The sequence below is a fragment of the Azospirillum baldaniorum genome (genome assembly GCF_003119195.2).
In the GTDB taxonomy this organism is placed as follows: Bacteria; Pseudomonadota; Alphaproteobacteria; order Azospirillales; family Azospirillaceae; genus Azospirillum; species Azospirillum baldaniorum.
Genome location: NZ_CP022253.1, coordinates 2,345,771 through 2,368,016, shown reverse-complemented (window position 1 = coordinate 2,368,016; position 22,246 = coordinate 2,345,771). Strand labels below are relative to the sequence as shown.

The following is a 22,246-nucleotide window of genomic DNA, read 5'->3' as shown; positions in this document are numbered from 1 at the left end:
CCCTGCGTTTCCGGAGACCGCTCCCACAGCTTGCGGCTCGCATCCCAACCCACGGCCGCCTGGAAACGGAAACGGCGGGTGGCGGAGCCCCAAGGCCCCGGTACCCGCCTTCTTTTTCTGGAATGCGCTCCGGTCCCGCCGCCTCAGCCGAACCAGCCGGCGACGTTTCCGGTCTGTCCGAGGATGGTGATGCGGTTGCCCCCGCCGACGTCGAGCGTGGTGTTGCCGCCCTCCACCCGCGCCGAGCGGATCACCGCGCCGAGGTCAATGCCGGCCTCGTAGAAGGCCAAGCGGTCGACCCCCACCTCGAAGTCCATCACCACCGACCCGCCCGAGCTGCGCCCGAAGGCGAAGACGTCCGCACCGGCGCCGCCCCACAGCGTGTCCGCGCCGCCGTCGGCGAACAGCACGTCGTTGCCAGCCCCGCCGTTCAGCAGGTCGTTGCCAGCCCCGCCGAACAGCGTGTCGTTGCCCTCCTCGCCGAACAGCGTGTCGTCGCCCTCGCCGCCGCTGGCCAGGTCGTCGCCCGCGCCGAGCCCGATCAGGTCGCGCCCCGCCCCGCCCAGCGCCACGTCGTTGCCCGCCCCGCCGCTGAGCGTGTCGTCGCCGTCGTCGCCGATCAGGAAGTCGTCGCCCGCCCCACCGAACAGCAGGTCGTTGCCCGCCCCGCCGGACAGCGTGTCGTCGCCCTCCTCGCCGGTCAGCGTGTCGTCGCCCGCCTCGCCGAACAGGATGTCCTGGCCCGTCCCGCCGAACAGCGCGTCGTTGCCGACCCCGCCGCCGATCAGGTCGTTGCCCTCGCCGCCGAACAGCCAGTCGTCGCCCTCGCCGCCCATCACCACGTCGTCGCCGTCGTCGCCGTACAGCGTGTCGTTGCCGCCGGCGCTGGCGATCGTGTCGTTGCCGCCGCCGCCGTGCAGGAGGTCGTCGCCGGCCCCCAGGTACATGTACTGCTCGTGGTCGTCGCCGTAGACGATCTGCTCGCCGTCGCCGCCGACCAGCGTGGCGTTGCCGACCACCGCCGCGAACTCGACGTTGTCGAGCTGGATGGTCACCGGACCCGCCGCCGCCGTGGTGTCGAGCACCACCGCGGTCGGCGCCGTGCTGGCGACGCCGGTGCCGCCCAGCGTGTTGCCGGTCACCCTGGTCTGCACCGCCTGGCCGGCGGCCACCCCCGGCGTGCTGAAGTCGATGGCGCGCACCAGGAGCTGGGCCTGGGCGGAGAGCACCGAGAGGAAGCCGTCGCCGCCGCCGGTCAGGTTGCCGCGCGAGGCGGTGCCGGCGTCGGTGCGCGCCTCGATGGCGGCGATCAGGCCGGTCAGCCCGCTCTGCGCCTCCGCGGCGGTCTGCCGCTCGGCGCTGCCCGAGGTGGTGACGGCCACGCCGGTGGAGACGCTGACCGTCAGGGTGGTGACGGTGGACACCGCACCGGTCTGGCGGTCGACCACCTGCTCGCGCACCACCGGCACGTCGGCGAGGTCGGCGTTGGCGGTGCTGGTGTCCTCGACGCGGTTGCTGTTGCTGGCCGCGATGGTCACGGTGGTGACGCGCTTGCCGTCGCCGCCGGTGGTGATCGAGCCGTTGACGGTGGCGCCGTCCACGGTGGCCGTCGGCGGCGGGGCGACCGGGGCGGGCTTCTCCACGGTGGCGGTGAGCTTCTGCGTCGTCGCGGTGAAGGGCGGCGCGGCGTTGCCCGCCGGGTCGGTCAGGCCGAGGGTCAGGGTGAGCGTGCCGTCGCCCAGGGCGGAGAGGTCCAGCCCGGTCACCCGCATGGTCGGGCCGCTCATCACGCCGCCGCCGGTGACCTGGCCGCCGCCGGCCGAGGTGATCGTCCAGGTGAAGCTGGTCCCGGCCTCGCCGCCGCTGATGGTGAAGGCGGCGCTGGACTGCTCGATGGCATCGATGCTGTCGTCCTCGAACAGCACGCTGGCCGTCGGCGGGGTGGTGTCGACGGTCAGGGACTGCGTGCCCGGCGCCGAGATGTTGCCGGCGGCATCCGTGGCGGTGGCCGAGACCGGGTTGGCGCCGTTCGGGTTGAGGCTGAGCGTGCCGGAGACCGGAGTGGCGGTGGCGAGGTTGAGGCTCCAGGCGCCGCCGTTCGTGGCGGTGGTGGTGTAGGTCGCCCCACCGACGGTGACGGTGACGGTGCTGCCGGCCTCGGCCGTGCCGGTGAGGGTGGGCGTCGTGCTGTTGGTCAGCGCCGTGGCAACGGTCGGGGCGTCGGGCAGCGTGGTGTCGATGACCAACGACTGGGTGCCCGGTGCCGAGACGTTGCCCGAGGCATCGGTGGCGGTGGCCGAGACGGCGTTCGTGCCGTTGGCGTTCAGGGTCAGCGACCCGGCGGTCGGCGTCGCCGTGGCGAGGTTGATGGACCAGTTTCCGCCGTTCGTGGCGGTGGTGGTGTAGGTCGCTCCACCCACCGTGACGGTCACCGTGCTGCCCACTTCCGCCGTGCCGGTGAGGGTTGGCGTCGTGCTGTTGCTCAGCGCCGTGGCGACGGTCGGGGCATCGGGCAGCGTGGTGTCGATGGTCAGCGACTGGCTGCCGGCCGAGGAGGTGTTGCCCGCGGCGTCGGTCGCCGTGGCCGAGACCGGGTTGGCGCCGTTCGGGTTGAGGCTGAGCATGCCGGTCACCGGAGTGGCGGTGGCGAGGTTGAGGCTCCAAGTCCCGTTGGTCGCGGTGGTGGTGTAGGTCGCCCCACCGATGGTGACGGTGACGGTGCTGCCGGCCTCGGCCGAGCCGGTGAGGGTCGGCGTCGTGCTGTTGCTCAGCGCGGGGCTGGTCACCGCCGGCGCGGTGGGCGCGGTGGTGTCGACGGTCAGCGACTGCGTGCCCGGCGCCGAGATGTTGCCAGCGGCATCCGTGGCGGTGGCCGAGACCGGGTTGGCGCCGTTGGCGTTGAGGCTGAGCGTGCCGGTGACCGGTGTGGCCGTGGCGAGGTTGAGGGTCCAGGCGCCGCCGTTCGTGGCGGTGGTGGTGTAGGTGGCGCCACCCACCGTGACGGTCACCGTGCTGCCGGCCTCCGCCGTGCCGGCGACGGTCGGCGTCGTGCTGTTGGTCAGCGCCGCGCTGGTCACCGAGGGCGCGCTCGGCGCCGTGGTGTCGATGGTCAGCGCTTGCGTGCCGGGGGCCGAGACGTTGCCCGCCGCGTCGGTTGCCGTGGCGGAGACCGGGTTGGCGCCGTTGGCGTTGAGGCTGAGCGAGCCGGAGGTCGGCGTCGCGGTGGCGAGGTTGATGGACCAGCTGCCGTTGGTCGCCGTGGTGGTGTAGGTGGCGCCGCCCACCGTGACGGTGACGGTGCTGCCCACTTCCGCCGTACCGGTGAGGGTTGGCGTGGTGCTGTTGCTCAATGCCGCACTGGTCACCGCCGGAGCGTTGGGCAGTGTGGTGTCGATGGTCAGCGACTGCGTGCCGGCCGAGGAGGTGTTACCCGCGGCGTCGGTGGCCGTTGCGGAGACCGGGTTGGCGCCGTTGGCGTCGAGGCTGAGCGAGCCGGCGGTCGGCGTCGCCGTGGCGAGGTTGAGGCTCCAGGCCCCGTTGGTCGCCGTCGTGGTGTAGGTGGCGCCGCCCACCGTGACGGTGACGGTGCTGCCGGTTTCCGCCGTGCCGGTGAGGGTGGGCGTCGTGCTGTTGGTCAGCGCCGTGGCGACGGTCGGAGCGGTCGGAGCGGTGGTGTCGATGGTCAGCGTTTGCGTACCGGGAGCCGAGGTGTTGCCCGCCGCGTCGGTGGCGGTGGCCGACACCGGGTTGGCGCCGTTGGCGTTCAGGATCAGGGGGCCGGCGGTCGGCGTCGCCGTTGCGAGGTTGATGGACCAGTTTCCATTGGTCGCCGTGGTGGTGTAGGTCGCCCCACCCACCGTGACGGTCACCGTGCTGCCGGCCTCCGCTGTGCCCGCAACGGTCGGGGTGGCGTTCTTGGTCAGCGCCGCGCTGGTCACCGCCGGAGCGTTGGGCGCGGTGGTGTCGATGGTCAGCGACTGCGTGCCCGGCGTGGAGACGTTGCCGGCCGCATCGGTCGCCGTCGCCGTGACGGGGTTGGCGCCGTTGGCATCGAGGCTCAGCGAGCCGGCGGTCGGTGTCGCGGTGGCGAGGTTGACGCTCCAGGTCCCGTTGGTCGCCGTGGTGGTGTAGGTCGCCCCACCAACGGTGACGGCGACGGTGCTGCCCGCTTCCGCCGAACCGGTGAGGATCGGGGTGGCGTTGTTGCTCAGCGCCGTCGTGACGGTCGGGGCGGTTGGCGCGGTGGTGTCGATGGTCAGCGACTGGGTGCCCGGCGTGGAGACGTTGCCCGCGGCATCGGTGGCGGTGGCCGAGACGGCGTTGGCGCCGTTGGCATCGAGGCTCAGCGAGCCGGCGGTCGGTGTCGCGGTGGCGAGGTTGACGCTCCAGGTCCCGTTGGTCGCCGTGGTGGTGTAGGTCGCCCCACCGACGGTGACGGCGACGGTGCTGCCCGCTTCCGCCGAACCGGTGAGGATCGGGGTGGCGTTGTTGCTCAGCGCCGTCGTGACGGTCGGGGCGGTTGGCGCGGTGGTGTCGATGGTCAGCGCTTGCGTGCCGGGGGCCGAGACATTGCCCGCGGCATCGGTGGCGGTGGCCGAGACGGCGTTGCTGCCGTTGGCGTTCAGGGTCAGGGAGCCGGCGGTCGGCGTCGCCGTGGCGAGGTTGACGCTCCAGGTCCCGTTGGTCGCCGTGGTGGTGTAGGTCGCCCCACCGACGGTGACGGTCACCGTGCTGCCGGCTTCCGCCGTGCCGGTGAGGATCGGGGTGGCGTTGTTGCTCAGGGTTGCGCTGGTCACCGCCGGAGCGTTGGGCGCGGTGGTGTCGATGGTCAGCGTCTGGGTGCCGGCGGACGACGTGTTGCCCGCCGCGTCGGTGGCCGTGGCCGTAACGGGGTTGGCGCCGTTGGCGTTCAGGCTCAGGGAGCCGGCAGTCGGCGTCGCGGTGGCGAGGTTGATCGACCAGTTGCCGTTGGTCGCCGTGGTGGTGTAGGTGGCGCCGCCCACCGTGACCGTCACCGTCGCCCCGGCTTCAGCCGTGCCGCTGAGGGTCGGGGTGGCGCTGTTGCTCAGCGCCGCGCTGGTCACCGCCGGAGCGTTGGGCGCCCCGCTGTCGATGGTCACCGTCAGCGTGCTGGAGGCCGGCGACGAGCCGGTGACGTCGGTCGACACGGCGGTCAGGGAATGAGCGCCGTCGCTCAGCGAGGCCGTTGTGATGGTCCACAGGCCGTTGGCGTCGGCCGTCACCGTTCCCAGCGCCGTCGCGCCCTCGTACAGCACCACCGTGGACAGCGCCTTGGCTTGGCCGGTGATCGCCGGGGCCGTGGCGTTGGTCAGCGTGTCCGTCGTGGAACCGCTGTTGGTGCCCGCGGTCAACGCGAGGTTGGTCGGCGGCTGCGGCAGGTTGCGGAACAGGATGATTTTGTTGCCGATGCTGTCGCCGCCCGCCAGCACGTCGAGATCGCCGTCCCCGTCGATGTCCACGATGCTCGGGACGGACTTGAAGGTGACATTCTCCAGCCCGAAGGGATTGGTGCCCTCCAGCGTGAAGCTGGGCGCCGTCGCCGATCCCACGTTCCGGTAGAACAGCATGTCGCCGGCAAAATTGCCGATCAGCGCGTCGAGGTCGCCGTCGCCGTCGACGTCCACGAAAGTCGGCTGGGCGTAGCTGCCGGCGTCACCCAGCCCGAAGGGATTGGTGCTCTCCAGGGCGAAGCTGGGAGCCGTCGCCGTGCCGATGTTCCGGAAGAACACTGTGTTGCCGTCGTAGTTGCCGATCAGCGCGTCGAGATCGCCGTCGCCGTCGATGTCCACGAAGGAGGGGGTGGTGGCCGTTCCGACACTGCCCAGTCCGAAGGGGTTGGTGCCGACCAGGGTGAAGCTGGGCGCCGTCGCGGTCCCGACGTTCCGGTAGACCACCGTGTTGCCGTTGAAGTCGCCGATCAGCGCGTCGAGCGTGCCGTTCCCGTCGATGTCCACGAAGATCGGGGAGGCGTTCATATCGAGCTGGCTCAACCCGAAGGGGTTGGTGCCCGCCAGGGTGAAGCCGGGCGCCGTCGCCGATCCATCGTTCCGGTAGAACAGGATGGTGCCGTCGCCCATGCCGATGAGCGCGTCGATGTCGCCGTCGCCGTCGATGTCGGCGAAGGTCGGGATCGACCAGGGGCCAGTGGTGTTGAGGCCGAAGGGATTGGTGCCCTCCAGGACGAAGTTGGGGTCCTTCGGCACCGTCACCCCATGACCGGTCAGCGCGCCCGCGGCGTTGCCCGCGGCGTCCGTGGTCTTTGTGCCGGAGCCCGGCGGGGTGTAGTCGACCGTGACGGTCTGATGGACGGAGGTCACGCCGGCGTCGAGCGTCAGGGTGACCGTCTTGCCGCTGGAGGCGACCGCGGTGACCGTCCGCGCTACGCCGCCCACCATCACCGTGAAGGCCCCGGTCGGAGCCTGGGCTCCGTTCAGCAGTTCCGAATAGGTCAGGGTCAGGGTCGTGCCGCTCAGCACCGCCGAGGTCAGCGTCGGCGGGGTGGTGTCCGGCGTGGTGTTGGTGACCGGCTGGGCGGTGAAGCTGGCGGCGTCGGTGCCGGTGGGGGACTGGACGGCGTTGGCGTCGTTGCCCGTGGTGGGATCGGTGTAGGCGACCGTGACCGTGTCCCTGTCCGAGACCGCCTGGGCGAGCGTCAGCGTGACCGTCTTGTCGGCGCTGTTCACGGCGACGTTGCTGACCGTGACCGTGGTGCCGCCGACCTTGACCTCGAAGGCGCCGGCCGCCGGCGGGTTGGCCGCGTCCAGCGCGCTGTCATAGGTGAGGACCAGCGTCGTGCCATCCACCGACGCGCTTTGCAGCATCGGAGCCGGCGGGGCGACCGTCACCATGACGGAGCCGGCCGAAATCGACGCGAACGGAGTCAGGCCGCTGGTGGAGGTGAAGATGCTGATGGGGAAGTGGCCGGACGTGTCCGCGCCGGAGGCCGTCACGTCGAAGGTCAGCGTTTGGGTCCCGAGCATGATGATGCCGGTCAGGGTGTTGTTCGCGAACCCGTCGAGTTGGAGATTCGCGATCGTCCAGCCGCTGGGGGCAGCCACATCGAAGTGGAGGGTGCTTCCCACCAGGGTCAGCGCCGTGCTGATGTTTACCGTAAAGGAAAGCCGGGTCGGGGTGCCGACGGTGAAGGTGGCGGTCGGGTTGTCCGGCGTGATGGTGATCGGCGAGAGGTTGCCCGGCTGCATCCCGAACGATGCGGTGGCGAGCTTGTTGACCTCGGTCGTGTTGTTCGCGGCACCGCTGTCGGTGATGGAGCGCAGGACGATCGGGCGTGTTTCGCTGAAACCGAAATTGGTCTGGCTGAGGCTGGAAGGCGTGGATGTCGTCGTCTTGTAGGCGATGCCGTCGATCAGCGTGCCCATCGCGCTGTTGCTCAGCGCCATGCCGCTGATCGCCACCGTTGCGACGCCGTTCACCAGTGTCACCGCGTAGTTGCCGCCGGTGAAGCTGCCCGAGTTTCCGTTGCTCAGCGCGATGTCGGTTCCGGCAATGGTCAGGAACTCGTTGCTGCCGGTGCCCGCAACATAGTGGACGGTCAGCACCATGCCGGTGAAGGTCTGCCCGCTGTCCACCGTCGAGGCGCCGACGGCATTGAACAGGTCGAAGGTCGGGTTGCCCATCACGAGCTGGGCGTAGCTGTCGACCGGCGTCAGCGTCAACGTCGGCGGGGTGCCGTTCGGGTCGAGCGTGTTGTTGGTGACCGACTGCGCGGCGAAGGTCGCGGCGTCGACGCCCGTGGTGCCCTGGACGGCGTTGGCGTCGTTGCCCGACGTCGGATCGGTGTAGGCGACCGTCACGGCATCGGTGGGGGAAACAGCCTGAGCCAGCGTCAGGGTAACGGTCTTGTTCGCACCGTCCACCACGACATTGCTGACGGTGGCCGGCGAGCCGCCGGCCATGACGGTGAAAGCGCCCGCCGTCGGCGGGTTGGCGGAGTCGAGCGCCATATCATAGGTCAGCACCAGCGACGCGCCGTTCACCGTCGCGTTCTGCAGGACCGGGGGCACCGCAGGACGCGGTCCCATGACCGTGGTTACAATGTACACCGAAGCGACGTCGAGGCCGTTGGTGGCCTGAATCACTCCGCTGCTGTTGTCGCCCGCCGGATCGACGTAGCGGAATTCGATGTAGTCGCCGGCCGTGAGAGTGCCGCTGACGGTCAGCGTCACGGTCTTGCCGGAAACAACGGCGGCGGTCACGTTGACCTTCGCCCCGTTGATCAGGACGGCGCCGGTGCCCCAGGACATGTCGCCGGGCGAAATCGCATCGAAGGTGGACAGGGCGGGCTGGCTGGCGCTGTCGAGGTTGCCGTCGAAGGTCACGGTGATGGTGGACTCGCCGACATAGGCGACGGTGTCCACGGATTCGGGGGCCGCCATCAGCACGCCCATGTAGCTCTCGATCCACAGCGTCTCGGTCCGCACGACGCCCCGCGTCCAGGCGAGATCCCAATCGCCACCCAGCTCCGCGGCGCCCGTCGGAGTCCGCGACGCCGCCATGCTCGCTCCGGTGAGGTTGGCCAGCGCGTCGAGGAACGCCTCGCCGTGACCGCTCGCCACGTTGCAGCCGTACAGCAGGATGTCGCCATCATCGGCAAGGCAGGCGCCAATGGCCGTCAGTTCCGCCTTGCGCTCCGCCAGCGCCGCCTGGTCGAGCCGTGCCGTGCCGAGTTGCAACCCGCCTTCGAAGCCATGGCACAGCACATGGAGAGCCCGGATGCCGTAACGCCCGGCCAGGGCCTGCGCCGTCACCGCCACGCCGTCGCGGCCCTCGCCGATCAGAACCGCTTCCATACCGGCGGGAAGACCCGCCTGAAGATCCCGCCAGCCAACAAGAGCGGTATCGATGACGGCAATTTCGGTTGCCGGGCGGGGGAAGCGACCAGAGGTGGTGATGCGCGATGTGGAGGCGACGGCGGACACTTCGGTCATGGCGGGCGTTTCCTGAATGGGATGCAATCGGGAACGCCCATTTTCTGAAAGAAATGAGTACCCCGTTTGATTTCACATGCCCACAAATGGATGCCCTGGTCAATACGGTCAAAGCATGAAAACAGCATTTGACACAGCGCGTTTTTGGTCAAGATTAAGGATTCAAGACTGTTTCAGTGTTTCAAATTGCAGCATGTTGCAATGTATGGCGTATTAATATGTTATTAATTATTGTCTTATCAGAGGTTCGTTCATGAGGTCTTCGCAATTTTATCGTACTATTCTATGTGTTGATGAACAAAGCACTAGCAAAAGTAGCGCAGTGGAAAATTGTGGCAGCAAGCACCGCGCCCTGTTTGCTGCTGATCGCATTTCGCCGAGGTCCGTCGGTGACAGGGCAGGCGGCCAATCTCCCACGGTCGGATTTCCGCCCTTCTGCGTACGGAGGCACCAAGCCGTTTGCAGCATTTACTGAGAGGGTTTGGGAAATCCTCTTAATGAATGGACACGTCCCAAGGGTCGTCTATTTCCGCGTCGGTCCTATGGTTACCGGCGGGAGCTGCGGGTCCGCACCCGCAGCTCCCGCCGGTCACGGGTCCATGACGTCGTCCAGCGTGGCGGCGAGGTCGCCGGGTTCCACCGGCTTGTGCAGCAGGCGGCAACCGATGGAGCGCGCCTCGCGCAGCCGTTCCGGCGCCGTGTCGCCGGTGATGATGACCACCGGAACATCCCAGCGGCTCCGCACGAGCTCGGCCACCGTGCGGCCGGTCTGGCCGCCGGGCAGGCGATGGTCGGCCAGCACCACATGGGGGCGGTGGCGCATCCGGGGCAGGCGGTCAGCCAACTCCTCCGCCGAGCCGACGGCCGTCACCTGGACGCCCCAGCGTTTCAGCAGCATGGTCATGGCATGGCGCACCCGCTCGTCGTCCTCCACCAGCAGCACCCGCCGGCCCTTCATCCGATCCGTTGGTGATGCCGTCGCCGCCGCGCTGGTGGCGGCGACGGCCATGGCGCGGGCGGCAGCGGTCAGGCGTCGGTCGGGTTTGGAGGGGAGGACGGCGCGCGGAACGGTCACCATGAAGACCGTACCCCGCCCGACCTGCGACCGCAGGTCCAGCGTCAGGCCGAGCAGCCGCGCCATGCGGGCCACCAGCGGCAGGCCGAGGCCGAAACCCTTGGCCGCGCTGCGCTCCGGGTTGTCGAGCTGGTGGAATTCTTCGAAGATGGCGGCCCGGGCGTCGGGGGGAATGCCCCGTCCGTCGTCCCACACCTGAAATTCCAGCGCATCGGGGCGACGTCGGCAGCCCAGAAGAACACGCCGCCCGTTTCCCCCGCCGTGACGGATGGCGTTGGACAGCAGATGGGTCAGTATCCGTTCCAGCAGCCGCGGGTCGGTCCGCACCGCCACGCCGCAGGGGTGGACGTGCAGGCTTGTCCCCTCGGTCCTTGCGCTCTCCCGGAATTCCTGGGCCAGACGGTGCATCAGCGCGTCGGGGCGGAATTCCGTGACGACGACGTCCACCGCGCCGGCCTCCAGCCGGGCGAGGTCCAGAAGGCCGCTCAGCATACCGCTCAGGCTGTCGATGGAGGCCTGGAGCAGATCCGCCGCCTCTCTGGCCGAGGGGTTGGAACCGACGGCGCCACGCAGGATGTGGGCATAGAGCGCCGCCGCCTGGATCGGCTGGCGCAGGTCGTGGCTGGCGGCGGTCAGGAAGCGCGCCTTGGCCCGGTTGGCGCGCTCCGCCGTCTCATGGGCACGGCGCAGTTCCTCCTCCCGAACGGCGCGGCGGTCCTCGGAGCGGTGAAGCCGGTCGCGGAGCCGCCCCATCTCGCGGCGCTGCTCGACCAGTTCGGCAGCCAGACGCGCGCTTTCCTCGACCAAGCGGCTGGCGTCGCGCTGGAGACGGTCCGCGGTCCGGACCCCTTCGGCAAGGTTGCGGTTCAGAGCTTCCAGGCTGTCCCGCAACGCCTTGCCGGTGGTTGATCCACCCCTGTCCGGTTCATCCGAGTCCGCATGTTTCGGCATATATGTCTCCACGATGGCCCCCGCTCACCGCCGCACAACAACTTCCGGCTATTGAATCCGCATGCTTCAGGTCACAACAGCGCAGAACAGGAATTGTTTTCGTGGGCATAACGATTCGCGCGCGTGCAAGGGTCCCGATCATCGCTTCAAGGCTGTCGGTTGCGGAGCAGCGACACGCTGTGCCCAAAAGGGCGGCAGATTGTCGCATACACGACATGCCCTGGTTGCGCGGGGAGCCCAGCCGGCGGCACCGGGACGGTCGCCGCGCTGTTGAATCCTGTGGCGCCGCTCCGGCGCCGGTAACGACGCCATAGGCTATTCAGGTGGAGTTTCAAAGCGATGCGGGAACCCGGCAAGGGGAAGGGGCGGCCCTGCGTCGTCGCCACCCTGCGCTGGCACGCCGATTGCTTTGTAAGCGAACGGATGCAGGTTTCCATCATATGGGATGTTCCTTGACCTTGTTCGCTTGGCGAACAATCTAACGTCCCTGGCGCCTGCGCGGCCCGTGGCTGGTGCATTTGGAGGCAGGTTTGATCAACCCTATGATTACGGCCACCGCCGGCTGGTCCGAGGCGGTGGAGGAGCGGGCGCAGCGCCTGCTCCGCTATCAGGTCGGGACCGAAGGGCCGGACGGTGTCCCGGTGACCGTTCAGACCATGTTCGAGCGCTGCGGCTTCACGCCGGTCGCCAGCGCCCGTTTCCTGATGTGCATCCCGCCGTTGACGGCGATGCACGAACTGACCAAGACCGTCACGCGCTTCCGCATCGACGGCGAGGCCTGTCCGGACCCGGCGGGGATGGCGAAGGCGGCCCTGTCCTTTGCCGGGCGCGCGGTGGCGGTGCATGAACTGCACCCGGAGCGCCGGTTCGTCGCCGGCGTCATTTCCTCCCTCCTGGGGTTGCAGGGGCCCAGCCGGCGGTAGGGCCGGGCGATCGCTGGAGTTGGCTTCGATTCATGCGGATAACCAAGGGCCGTGCGGTTTCGCGCGGCCCTTTGCCGTTCCATGCCGCCGGAAATCCGCCATTCTTTAAAAGTTGTAACCGTCCTTTGGTTGCTCGTTCAGCGGAGTCGCATTATCAGTGTTCGGCTGTACGACCATGGGCTGGGTCCACCGGTTCTTGGCCAGTTCTTTGACCAGCTCCCTGGCCAGTTCCCGGGCTCGGGCGAAGGAGGGTGCCGCGATGGACAGGAAGCCGGTCGATTACGGGCAGTACAGCATTCTGGTCATCGAAGATCAGCCCTTCGTGCGCCGGACCATCATGCAGATCCTCTCGCAGATCGGCTTCCGCTCGATCGCCGAGGCCGACAATGGGGAGACCGGCATGCGGGAGTGCATCCGCGCCACCCCGGACGTGATCGTCTGCGACATCGACATGAAGCCGGTGTCCGGCCTCCAGTTCCTGGCCGAGCTGCGGGCCAGCGCGGAGGTGCGGAACCGCCGCACGCCGGTGGTCTTCCTGACCAACCACACGGAATCCGAAATCGTGAAGAAGGCCATGTCCCTGGGCGTCAACGGCTTCGTCGTGAAGCCGCCGTCCTTCGGCGCCCTGAAGGAGCGGGTGGACCGCCTGCTGGCCGGCAAGTGAGGACGAGAATGGGGGAGGTGGTGCGGCGTGTGGTGCTGTGCGGTCTGGCGGCGCTGCCGCTGGCCGCCTGTTCGGGGGAGCCGGGTGAATCCGACATGCGCAAGCTGGTGGAAACCCACACCAAGCGGGCGCTGGACGGCCAGGGGCAGGGCGGCTTCCGCGGCTTCGAGGGCTTTCGCAAGCAGGGCTGCGTCGACACCAAATACCGGAACGGCGTCCCGAAGCCGGACGACAAGCAGTATGACTGCTATTACGCGGCGACCTTCGCGCCGCAGCCGGGCGCGACGGCGCTGACGGTGAACGGCAAGGGCCGCTTCACCCGCACCGAGAAAGGCCTGACCTTCGAGGATCTGGGAGCCCAGCCGCGCTGATGGGGCAAAAGTTCAACGCTGTCTGGAAAAGGAAACGGCCGGTCATGACCCTGTCATGAACCGGCCGCGTCAGATGGTGGAAGGGGCTGGATTTGAACCAGCGTACGCTTACGCGGGCAGATTTACAGTCTGCTGCCTTTAACCACTCGGCCACCCTTCCGCTGATGCTTGACGCGACCATCGGAGACCTGCCGTTCATCGGGCCTTGCTTGGCCTTCTGTCCGGCGGGTGGCGTTATCTAACGGGTAGCGGCGCTCCGGTCAAGCGGCTTTCTTCACTTCCGGCGCATCTTTGTCCGGGCAGCGTCTTCAGGCCCCCTCGCCGCGGGCCACGCGGGCCAGGGCGCTCAGTGGGTCACCGTCCTCCGCGCTGAAGCAGGCGCTGAAGTCGTCGCACACCTCGCAGTTGGGGGATTTGCAGAGCATCAGCCCCTCGCGCTCGCAGAGCTGGCGGTAGAAGAACTTCTTCCACTTCATGTCGCCGCTGTTCAGCGCGACCAGCGACGGGAAATGGCGGCGGAACATGGCGTTCAGCTCCCGCCGGTTGGCAAAGCCCATGTCCTGCCAGAGATGGTTCGGCCCCAGCGTGCGGCGGGCGACGATGGCGGCCAACCACTCCTCCTCGACCATCCCGGCGGCGCGGTGGTTGAGCAGGAAGGCCCGCAGGTCCTCCTCCTCGATGGCGTCCACACCGCTATAGTCGGGAAGGGTAGGGAGAAGATGGACGAAGCCCACCGCGTGCCGCCGGATCAGCTCGGCCAGCGCCTCGCGCGCCAGCCCCAGGGAGGCGGTGACACCGCCGGGATGCTGCGCGGCCAGCCCGACGATGCGGCTGAACAGCAGCCGGTCGAGGGCCGGGCCATCCGGGACGCCATCCAGGGCGTCGGCGGGCGGGTGGAGCGAGAAGACCGCGGGGTCGGCGATGTCGGCAATCATGGTCGGCGAACTCCCGCATCGGGGGGTTGTTCGGTCATGACCATGATGGTGGATCAAATTCCCGCAACTGCGAAGTGGTTTTTTGCAGATGCGTTGTCGAAGCCTGCCCGGCATCCGCCTCAGCCGTTCAGGACCTCGGCCGTGAAGCGCTCGAAAAAGCCGTCGATGACGCGGTCGGCCTTGGCCTTGACCAGCTTGACCGCCAGCCGCCCGACGGCCCCGCCCAGCGCCGCCGCGAGGGTGAAGGACAGGTGGGTGTGGCCGTCCACCTCCTCCAGCGTGATGCGGGCCTCGCCCTTGACCGCTCCGGCGAGGCCGCCTTTGCCCTCGGCGTAGAGGATGTAGAAGCGCGGCGCGTCCTCCGGCGCCACCCGGACGTTGCCGGCGAAGCGCGCGTTCAGCGGCCCGACCGTGGCGCGCACGCGCGCGGTGTATTCGGTGGGCGACAGCCGGTCCATCTCCTCCAGCACCGGGATGCAGCGTTGCAGCACGGCGGGATCGCAGAGCGCGGTGAAGACCCGCTCGCGCGCCGCCGGAATCCGGTACTGGCCGTTCAGTTCCATGGATCACCTGTTGTTGGTCGGGAATGCCAAGCGATTTGGTGTATGGATGACCCGCTTCCAAGACGCGCAATCGAGCACGGAGGGCGACAAACATGCGGCAGGCCGTCACAACGCTGACCACCCAAACCCGCGGCCAGGGTCTGGTCGAGGTGACCGAGCCGGTGGCCCGCTGGGTCGCCGTCCAGGGCATGGAGACCGGTCTGCTGACCGTCTTCTGCCGGCACACCTCGGCCTCGCTGGTGATTCAGGAGAACGCCGACCCGAGCGTGCGCGGCGACCTGGAGCGCTTCTTCAAGCGGCTGGTGCCGGAAGACCCGACGCTTTACGACCACATCCTGGAAGGGCCTGACGACATGCCGGCCCACATCCGCAGCGCGCTGACCACGGTGCAACTCTCCATCCCCGTGCTGGAGGGGCGGATGGCGCTGGGCACCTGGCAGGGGATCTACCTGTTCGAGCACCGCCGCCGGCCCCACGAGCGGACCCTGGCGCTGCATCTGCTGGGCGACTGAGGGCCAAGTCTCCGTGCGTCTACCCCAGCCAACCCGCGATGTAGGGTTCGAGCCACCAGAACAGGGCGACGGCGGCGACCAGCCAGACCCCGACCATCAGCGCGGCGGCGGCGTAGCTGACCGGCCGGGCGGCCAGCCGGGCGGCGGTGGCGCGGTGTTCCTCCAGCACCGCCGCCGGGATCAGACGGATGACCAGCAGGATGCCGAGCGGCACGATCAGCAGGTCGTCCAGATAGCCCAGGACCGGCACGAAGTCGGGGATCAGGTCGATGGGGCTGAGCGCGTAGGCCGCCACCGCGGCGGCGGCCACACGGGCGTACCACGGCGTCCGCGGGTCGCGCGCCGCCAGATAGAGCGCGATCACGTCACGCTTGATCCGCCGCGCCCAGCCCTTCGCCGCCGCCAGCATCGCGGCCTGTCAGCCCGCCGCCGGGACGGGAGCGGCGGATTGGCGCAGCCGTTCCAGCAGGGTCTTGGTGGCGAAGCCGTCCGGCACGGCGCCGATCGACTGCTGGAAGCGGCGCACGGCGTTGCGGGTGTTGGCGCCGACGATGCCGTCCGCCGTCCCCGGCTCCATGCCCAGCGAGGCCAGCCGCTCCTGAAGCTCGATCCGCTCGTCGCGGCTCAGCGCCGGTTCGTGGCGCGGCCAGCTTCCCTGCACGCCGGAGCGGCCGGCGAGACGATCGGACAGCAGCGCCACCGCCAGCGCGTAGCTGGTCGAGGGGTTGTACTTCATGATCGCCCGGAAATTTTCCCGGACCAGGAAGGCCGGACCCTGCGCCCCGGCGAGCATCAGGACGGCGGCCCGCTCCTCCTCGCCGCCGCTCAGCTCGCCGCCGGTGACCGGCCGCACGCCGAGGCGGCGCCATTCGGACACCGGCTTGGCGATGTTGTATTCGGCCTGCTCGTAGGGGAAACCGGCGGGCAGGGTGACCTCCTCGCCCCAGCGCTCCCCGGTGCGCCAGCCGTTGGCCTGCACGAACTTGGCGGTGGAGGCGAAGACGTCGGGCAGGCTGCCCCAGATGTCGCGCCGCCCGTCGCCGTCCTCGTCGGTGGCGTGCTTCAGGAAGATGGTCGGCATGAACTGGGTCTGGCCCATGGCGCCGGCCCAGGAGCCGCTCATCTTCTCCGGCGGGATGTCGCCGCTGTCGAGGATGCGCAGGGCGGCCAGCAGCTCCGTCCGGAAATAGTTGGCGCGGCGGCCCTCATAGGCCAGAGTGGTCAGCGCGTCGACGACGGAGAAGCCGCCGGTGAAATTGCCGAAATCGGTCTCCACGCCCCAGAAGGCCACCAGGATCTCCGCCGGGACGCCGGAGCGCTGGCTGATGCGGCGCAGCAGCGCGCCGTTGTCCTGGATGCGCTGGCGTCCGGCCTGGACGCGGCGGTCGTTGACCGCGCTGTCCAGATACTGCCAGGGCTGGCGGTTGAACTCCGGCTGGGAGGAATCCAGCTCGACCACCCGGTCCGACAGCTTCACGTTGGCGAAGGCGCGGTCGAAGGTCTGGGCGCGGATGCCCTGGCCGAGCGCCTCGGCGCGCAGGGCCTTCAGCCAGTCGGCGAAGCTGACGGCGGGCTGGGCCGGGGCCACGCTGGCCGGGGCGGCGGCGGACGCCTTCGCGGTTCCGGACGTGGTGGTGGCCGACACGGGCGGCGCGCCCGTCGTCTGGCAACCGGCCAGGATCGTGGTGGCGAGCAGGAGGCGGACGGGAAGGGACAGCAGGGGGCGCATGCGCTCTCGTGACCAACAGGGAAAAGCTGTGCCGGAGCCTAGGACGGACGGCCCGTTCACTCAACGGACAAGTTCAGGGGACACGGCCCGAATAACTGTTCAGGCAGCCTGGGCTTGGCCGTGAACAAAACTTGAACAAACGGGCGGAAATCCCCATATCCAGGGCATTCCGAAACCAGAAAAGAGACGTTCGCGGCCCGCCCCCCGGCGCGCCGCCGAGAGGGTTCGCCATGCCGTATTTTCCGACCATCGAACTCACCCCGCAGGTGTCCCTGCTGCTGGCGCGGGGGGCTCTGCGCCTCAATCCCGGCCAGTGGGTGCGGGGTCCGAAGGGGCATGGCCGCTACCTGCGCACCGACCCGCGGACCGGCACCACCTATGTGAGCTGGCTGCGCGCCGGCGACGACTGGGAAACCGCGTCGCAGCGCTTCAGCCGGGCCTGCCGGAAGGGCTTCATCGGGCGCTACCGCGGCGGCTACGAGGCGGAGAAGGCGCGCCGCGAGATGGCCCGCCTGATCGCCGACGCCGATCACGCTAGTGGCGCTCCGCTGCGGGACGAGCGGCAGCCGACGCTGTTCTAAGGCGGCAACCCACGCGCCCATGGAGAGCAGAGGCTTGGCCGAAGGGACCATCAACGCCATCCGCATCGGCTGCGCCGGCTGGAGCATCCCGAAACCCTCCGCCCCGGCCTTTCCGGCGGAGGGCACGCATCTGGAGCGCTACGCCCGCGTCTTCCCGATGGTGGAGGTCAACAGCCGCTTCTACCGCCCGCACAAGCCGGAGACCTGGGAGCGCTGGGCGGCCTCGGCGCCGCCGGATTTCCGCTTCGCGGTCAAGCTGCCGCGCGCCATCACGCACGAGCAGCGGCTGAAGGACTGCGCCGTCCCGCTGGCGGAGTACCTGCACGAGGTCGGGCATCTCGGCGACCGGCTGGGGCCGCTGCTGGTGCAATTGCCGCCGACGCTCCGCTTCGAGGCGGCGGTGGCCGGCCCCTTCTTCGCGGCCCTGCGCGAGGGCTTCGCCGGCCTCGTCGTCTGCGAGCCGCGCCACCCGAGCTGGTTCGCGGCGGAACCGGACCGGCTGCTGGTCGACCACGCCGTGGCCCGCGCCGCCGCCGACCCGGCCCCGGTGCCCGCGGCGGCGGAGCCGGCGGGCTGGGACGGCTTCCGCTACTGGCGCCTGCACGGCTCGCCGGTGATGTACCGCAGCGCCTACCCGCTGGACGTGCTGGACCGGCTGGCCCGGCGCTTCCGCGACGAGGCGCGGGAGCGGCCGGTCTGGTGCGTCTTCGACAACACCGCCGACTTCCACGCGGTCGACGACGCGCTGACGCTGATGAGCCGTTTGGGTGCCTCCACAGGTCAGAGAGACAAGCCCGGCGCCTGACCGCTATCGTTGCGCGAACGCAAGCGCAGCCGGGACGGTCGGGCATGGACGTCATTCTTCTGGTGCTGATCGGGGCCATCGTCGCCCACCGGTTCAACCGCCGGCTGACGGCGCAGGAGCGCGAGATCGCCCGGCTGCGGCAGGCGCTGGAGCGGGTGCAGGGGCCGGTGACGGTCGAGGCCGCGCCGGTCGAGGCTCCCGCCGCGGACACCGCCGTCATGGCGGAGGCTCCGCCGGAGCCGCCGCCGATCCAGCCGCCCCCGGAACCCTCTCCACCCCCGCTGTCCGTGTGGAGCCGGCTGGAGGACGCTCTGGCCGGGCGCTGGCTGATCTGGCTCGGCGGGGCCACGGTCGCTCTGGCGGCGGCCTTCTTCATCAAGATGTCGATCGAGCAGGGCTGGCTCGGCCCTGGTGTGCGCGTCGCGCTGGGCCTGCTGTCCGCCGCGGCGCTGATGATCGGCGGGGAATGGCTGCGGCAGCGCGGCGGAGGGGCGGAACCGGGTGGCCGCGATCCGGTGCCGCCGGCCCTGACCGCGGCGGGGCTGTTCACCGGCTTCGCCAGCGTCTATGGCGGCTATGTGCTCTACGACCTGTTCGCCCCGCCGGTGGCCTTCGCGCTGCTCGGCGGGCTGGCGGCGCTGGGGATGGCGCTGTCTCTGCTCCAGGGACCCTACATCGCGGCGCTGGGGCTGCTCGGCGGCTTCGCGACGCCGCTGCTGGTCTCGTCCATCGGGGGATCGGCCTGGGGGCTGTTCGCCTATCTGCTGGCCCTGTCGGGCGCCGGCATGACGGTGGTGCTGTGGCGCGGCTGGCGCTGGCTGGGGCTGGGCACGCTGGTCGGGGCGGCGGGCTGGGTGCCGGTCTGGTACGTCGGCGGCTGGAACCCCGGCGACGCCCTGCCGGTGGGGATCTACCTGCTGCTGACCGCCGGGCTGTTCCTGATGCCCGCCCTGCTGGCCGGGCCGGCGGAGCCGTTGCCGCGCACTACCCTGTTCGACATGCTGCGCTGGACGGGGCGCCCGCGCGCCGACCGTCTGGCCGTCGCGGCGGTGGCGGTGCTCGGGCTGCTGATGGCGATGCTCGTCACCGTGGACGGCCACCGCGACGGATCGCTGGTGATGCTCGCCCTGTTCGGGCTGCTCTGTGTCGCGGCGGGGCGGCGGATCGAGCGGATCGCCGGCGTCGCCTGGATCGGCGCGCTGGCGGTTCTGCTCGCCTTCGCCGGCTGGACGGTGCCGCGCTGGCCGCTGCCGCCGCCCGCCGTCACCGCCGACGGGCATCCCATCGTTCCATCGCCGGGTGCGGGGCTGCCGTTCCAGTCCGGACGGTTTCTGTGGGCGGTGGGCGGCTTCGCCCTGCTCTACGGGGTGTGCGGCTTCATCGCTCTGTGGCGGTCGTCGCGGGCGGCGCTGTGGTCGTCGCTGGCGGCCTGGATGCCGGTGGTGCTTCTGGCGCTCGCCTATTGGCGGCTGGACCCGCCGCAGTCCGACACGCTGTGGCCGGTGGCAAGCCTGGCGCTGGCCGCGCTGCTGGTCGCCGGAACCGGCCCGCTGGCCCGCCACCGCCACCAGCCGGGCGTCGGTCTCGGGCTGGCCGCCTTCGCTGCCGGGGCCGCCGGGGCGCTCAGCCTCGGCGCGGTCATGATGCTGCGCGAGGCGTGGCTGACCGTGGCGCTGGCCGCGCAGGTGCCGGTGCTGGCGTGGCTGGAGCGGCGGATGGGGCTGCGCTCGCTGCGCGCGGTGATCCTGCTGGTGGCGGGCGCCGTCCTGGTCCGGCTGGCGCTGAATCCGTCCGTGCTAGAGTATGGGGAGGACGGTCTTGGCTGGATCGTCTACGGCTATGGCCTGCCGGCGGCGGGCTTCTTCCTGGCCATCCATTGGCTGCGCTCCGCGCCGGATGGCAGGGGCGATGACGGCGTGGTCGCGTTGCTGGAGGCCGGCGGGCTGGCCTTCGTCACGCTGCTGCTGTCGCTTGGCATTCAGGCGCTGACCCGCGGCACGCTGGACGAGCCGCCCGACACGCTGCGCGAGGTGGCGTTGCACACGCTGGTCTGGCTGGCGCTGGCCCTGCTGCTGGCGACGGGGCGGCGCTGGCGGACGCGGCCGGTGGCGGTGTGGGGGCGGCGCATCCTGGCCGGGCTGGCGGCGCTTCAGGCGGTGGCGCTGCACCTCGTTGCCCTGAACCCGCTGTGGAGCGACGAGGCGGTGGGCGCGTGGCCGGTGGCGAACACGCTGCTGCTCGCCTATGGGCTTCCGGCCCTGCTCGGGCTGCTGTTCCTGTGGGTGGAGCCGCTGCCGGCCCGCCTGCGCCCGTGGGTCGCGCTGCTGCCGCTGGTTCTGCTCGGCACCAATCTGGCGTTGGAGATCCGCCACGCCTTCCAGGGACCGGTCCTCTCCGGCCCGGACCTGCCGGACGCCGAATGGTACGGCTACTCCGTCGGTTTCCTGGTGGCGGCGGTGCTGATGCTGGTGGCCGCCCTGCGGTACCGGCTGGGCTGGCTGCGCCACGCCGCGATGGCGCTGATCCTGGCGGTGGTCGCCAAGGTCTTCCTCAGCGACATGGCCGAGCTGGGCGGGCTGTACCGCGTCGCCTCCTTCCTCGGGCTGGGGCTGAGCCTGATCGGCGTCGGCTATCTCTACCGGCGCCTCCAGGGCACCGCGCCGCAGGGCGGGCAAACAATCGCCTGAGCGAACGGTCGGGTTGACAGCCGCCCCCCTCTCGCGCTCCGATGGTGGCAACGAACGCAGAAAATAACGATCGGGAGGACCACGCCCATGACCGACCGCCTGACCAACTCCATCGCCCATCCCATCCTGCCGAACGGTGACAGCGGCTTCACGGTGGAGGCCGCGTCGATGAAGTTCGGCCGCGGCATGCTGGCGGAGACGGGGAACGACGCCAAGGCCATGGGCATGCGCCGGGTGGCCCTGTTCACCGACCCCCATGTGGCCGGTATCACGCCCTTCGCGGCGGCGCTTGAGTCGCTGAAGGAAGCGGGATTGGACGTCGCCGTCTACGACCGCTGCGCGGTGGAGCCGACCAGCGCGTCCTTCCTGGAGGCGGCGGACTTCGCCCGCGACGGCCGGTTCGACGGCTACGTCTCGGTCGGCGGCGGGTCGGTGATCGACACGGCCAAGGCGGCCAACCTCTACGCCACCCACCCGGCGGACTTCCTCGCCTACGTCAACAAGCCGCTGGGCGAGGGGCGCCCGGTGCCCGGCCCGGTCAAACCGCACATCGCCTGCCCGACGACCTGCGGCACCGGCAGCGAGACGACGGGCGTCGCCATCTTCGACCATGTGGAGATGCGGGTGAAGACCGGGATCTCCTCCCGCTACCTGCGCCCGAATCTGGCGCTGGTCGACCCGGCGACCATCGACAGCCTGCCGCCGGGCGTCATCGCCTCCACCGGCTTCGACGTGCTGACCCACGCCATCGAGAGCCACACCGCGCGGTCCTACCGCTCCCGCCCGAAGCCCGACGCGGCCAACCCGCGCCCGCCCTACCAAGGCGCCAACCCCTGGTCGGACATCGGCAGCCTGCAGGCGATCCGGCTCGGCGGGCAGTATCTGGAGCGCGCCGTCAACGACCCGGCGGACGAGGAGGCGCGCGACGCCCTGATGTTCGCGGCGACGCTGGCCGGGCTGGCCTTCGGGAACGCGGGCGTGCACATCCCGCACGCCATGTCCTATTCCGTCGCCGGGATGAACCACCGCTTCACGGCGCGCGGCTACGAGAAGGCGAACCCGATGGTGCCTCATGGCATCTCGGTGGTGCTGAACGCGCCGGCGGCCTTCCGCTTCACCGGTTCCGCCGAGCCCGAGCGCCATCTCCGCGCTGCCGAGGCGCTGGGGGCGGAGGTGCGCGACGTGTCCCCCGCGGACGGCGGCGCCGTTCTGGCCGCCCGGCTGATCGCCATGATGCGCGCCACCCATCTGCCCAACGGCCTGTCGGCGCTCGGCTACGGCGCGGCGGACATTCCGGATCTGGTGCGGGGCGCGATGGCCCAGCAACGGCTGCTGACCATCGCGCCCCGTCCGGTGACGGAGGAGGACCTGCGCGGGCTCTACGCCGACGCCATGATCTATTGGTGACCCCCTGCCGGTGACCTTGGCGCCCGTGCTCGTCGAGGGTGCGTTGGTGTTGTAAGGCCCTTTGATGGTGGCGC

The 22,246-nt window shown here is 70.0% G+C and carries 13 protein-coding genes, 1 tRNA gene and 1 pseudogene; 8 read left to right on the top strand and 7 right to left on the bottom strand.

From position 1 onward, the window contains the following. Positions 1 to 143: 143 nt before the first annotated feature. On the bottom strand, positions 144 to 8,969 hold the full coding sequence (locus Sp245p_RS11210; protein ID WP_109138506.1) for an Ig-like domain-containing protein: 8,826 nt from the start codon (positions 8,967 to 8,969) through the stop codon (positions 144 to 146). A gap of 589 nt (positions 8,970 to 9,558) precedes the next feature. Continuing rightward, the gene (locus tag Sp245p_RS11205) at positions 9,559 to 10,995 is read right to left on the bottom strand and encodes an ATP-binding response regulator (RefSeq protein WP_014239875.1); all 1,437 of its coding nucleotides are present in this window, start codon (positions 10,993 to 10,995) and stop codon (positions 9,559 to 9,561) included. A gap of 542 nt (positions 10,996 to 11,537) precedes the next feature. Between Sp245p_RS11205 and Sp245p_RS11200 the strand changes: the two genes are divergently transcribed. The 3 genes from Sp245p_RS11200 to Sp245p_RS11190 all read left to right on the top strand — a co-directional run bounded on the left by Sp245p_RS11200 (position 11,538) and on the right by Sp245p_RS11190 (position 12,953). After that, positions 11,538 to 11,918: a hypothetical protein gene (locus Sp245p_RS11200; RefSeq protein ID WP_014239877.1), complete on the top strand. Its 381-nt coding sequence runs from the start codon at positions 11,538 to 11,540 to the stop codon at positions 11,916 to 11,918. Between the two features lie 259 nt (positions 11,919 to 12,177). Then, positions 12,178 to 12,582 (top strand): response regulator, encoded by a 405-nt coding sequence (locus Sp245p_RS11195; protein WP_014239878.1) that lies wholly within the window; start codon positions 12,178 to 12,180, stop codon positions 12,580 to 12,582. Between the two features lie 8 nt (positions 12,583 to 12,590). After that, a complete protein-coding gene (locus Sp245p_RS11190) occupies positions 12,591 to 12,953 on the top strand; it encodes a hypothetical protein (protein WP_014239879.1) in 363 nt (120 codons plus the stop codon). 74 nt (positions 12,954 to 13,027) lie between these two features. Here Sp245p_RS11190 and Sp245p_RS11185 read toward each other — a convergent pair. The 3 genes from Sp245p_RS11185 to Sp245p_RS11175 form a co-directional block, all read right to left on the bottom strand. Beyond that, positions 13,028 to 13,113: transfer RNA gene (locus Sp245p_RS11185), tRNA-Tyr, on the bottom strand. 148 nt (positions 13,114 to 13,261) lie between these two features. Beyond that, positions 13,262 to 13,888: a nitrogen fixation protein NifQ gene (locus tag Sp245p_RS11180; protein WP_014239880.1), complete on the bottom strand. Its 627-nt coding sequence runs from the start codon at positions 13,886 to 13,888 to the stop codon at positions 13,262 to 13,264. Positions 13,889 to 14,007: 119 nt separating this feature from the next. Next, a complete protein-coding gene (locus tag Sp245p_RS11175; protein WP_014239881.1) occupies positions 14,008 to 14,451 on the bottom strand; it encodes an SRPBCC family protein in 444 nt (147 codons plus the stop codon). A 92-nt stretch (positions 14,452 to 14,543) separates the two neighbouring features. On the opposite strand from Sp245p_RS11175, the gene Sp245p_RS11170 reads away from it, so the two are divergent. After that, on the top strand, positions 14,544 to 14,963 hold the full coding sequence (locus Sp245p_RS11170) for a secondary thiamine-phosphate synthase enzyme YjbQ (protein ID WP_014239882.1): 420 nt from the start codon (positions 14,544 to 14,546) through the stop codon (positions 14,961 to 14,963). A gap of 19 nt (positions 14,964 to 14,982) precedes the next feature. Here the strand turns inward: Sp245p_RS11170 and Sp245p_RS11165 are convergent. Together Sp245p_RS11165 and Sp245p_RS11160 are read right to left on the bottom strand one after the other, a co-directional pair. Continuing rightward, positions 14,983 to 15,366: pseudogene (locus Sp245p_RS11165) on the bottom strand (YkvA family protein); the annotation flags it as partial. 15 nt (positions 15,367 to 15,381) lie between these two features. Then, on the bottom strand, positions 15,382 to 16,692 hold the full coding sequence (locus Sp245p_RS11160; protein ID WP_014239884.1) for a lytic murein transglycosylase: 1,311 nt from the start codon (positions 16,690 to 16,692) through the stop codon (positions 15,382 to 15,384). A gap of 230 nt (positions 16,693 to 16,922) precedes the next feature. On the opposite strand from Sp245p_RS11160, the gene Sp245p_RS11155 reads away from it, so the two are divergent. The 4 genes from Sp245p_RS11155 (at position 16,923) to Sp245p_RS11140 (ending at position 22,172) form a co-directional block, all read left to right on the top strand. Next, a complete protein-coding gene (locus Sp245p_RS11155) occupies positions 16,923 to 17,273 on the top strand; it encodes a hypothetical protein (protein WP_014239887.1) in 351 nt (116 codons plus the stop codon). Between the two features lie 34 nt (positions 17,274 to 17,307). Then, positions 17,308 to 18,078 carry a DUF72 domain-containing protein gene (locus tag Sp245p_RS11150; RefSeq protein WP_014239888.1) on the top strand — a complete coding sequence of 257 codons (771 nt, stop codon included), beginning with the start codon at positions 17,308 to 17,310 and terminating at the stop codon, positions 18,076 to 18,078. Positions 18,079 to 18,122: 44 nt separating this feature from the next. Further along, positions 18,123 to 20,765 carry a DUF2339 domain-containing protein gene (locus Sp245p_RS11145; protein ID WP_014239889.1) on the top strand — a complete coding sequence of 881 codons (2,643 nt, stop codon included), beginning with the start codon at positions 18,123 to 18,125 and terminating at the stop codon, positions 20,763 to 20,765. A gap of 87 nt (positions 20,766 to 20,852) precedes the next feature. Further along, on the top strand, positions 20,853 to 22,172 hold the full coding sequence (locus Sp245p_RS11140) for a hydroxyacid-oxoacid transhydrogenase (protein WP_014239890.1): 1,320 nt from the start codon (positions 20,853 to 20,855) through the stop codon (positions 22,170 to 22,172). The last annotated feature ends 74 nt before the right edge of the window (positions 22,173 to 22,246 follow it).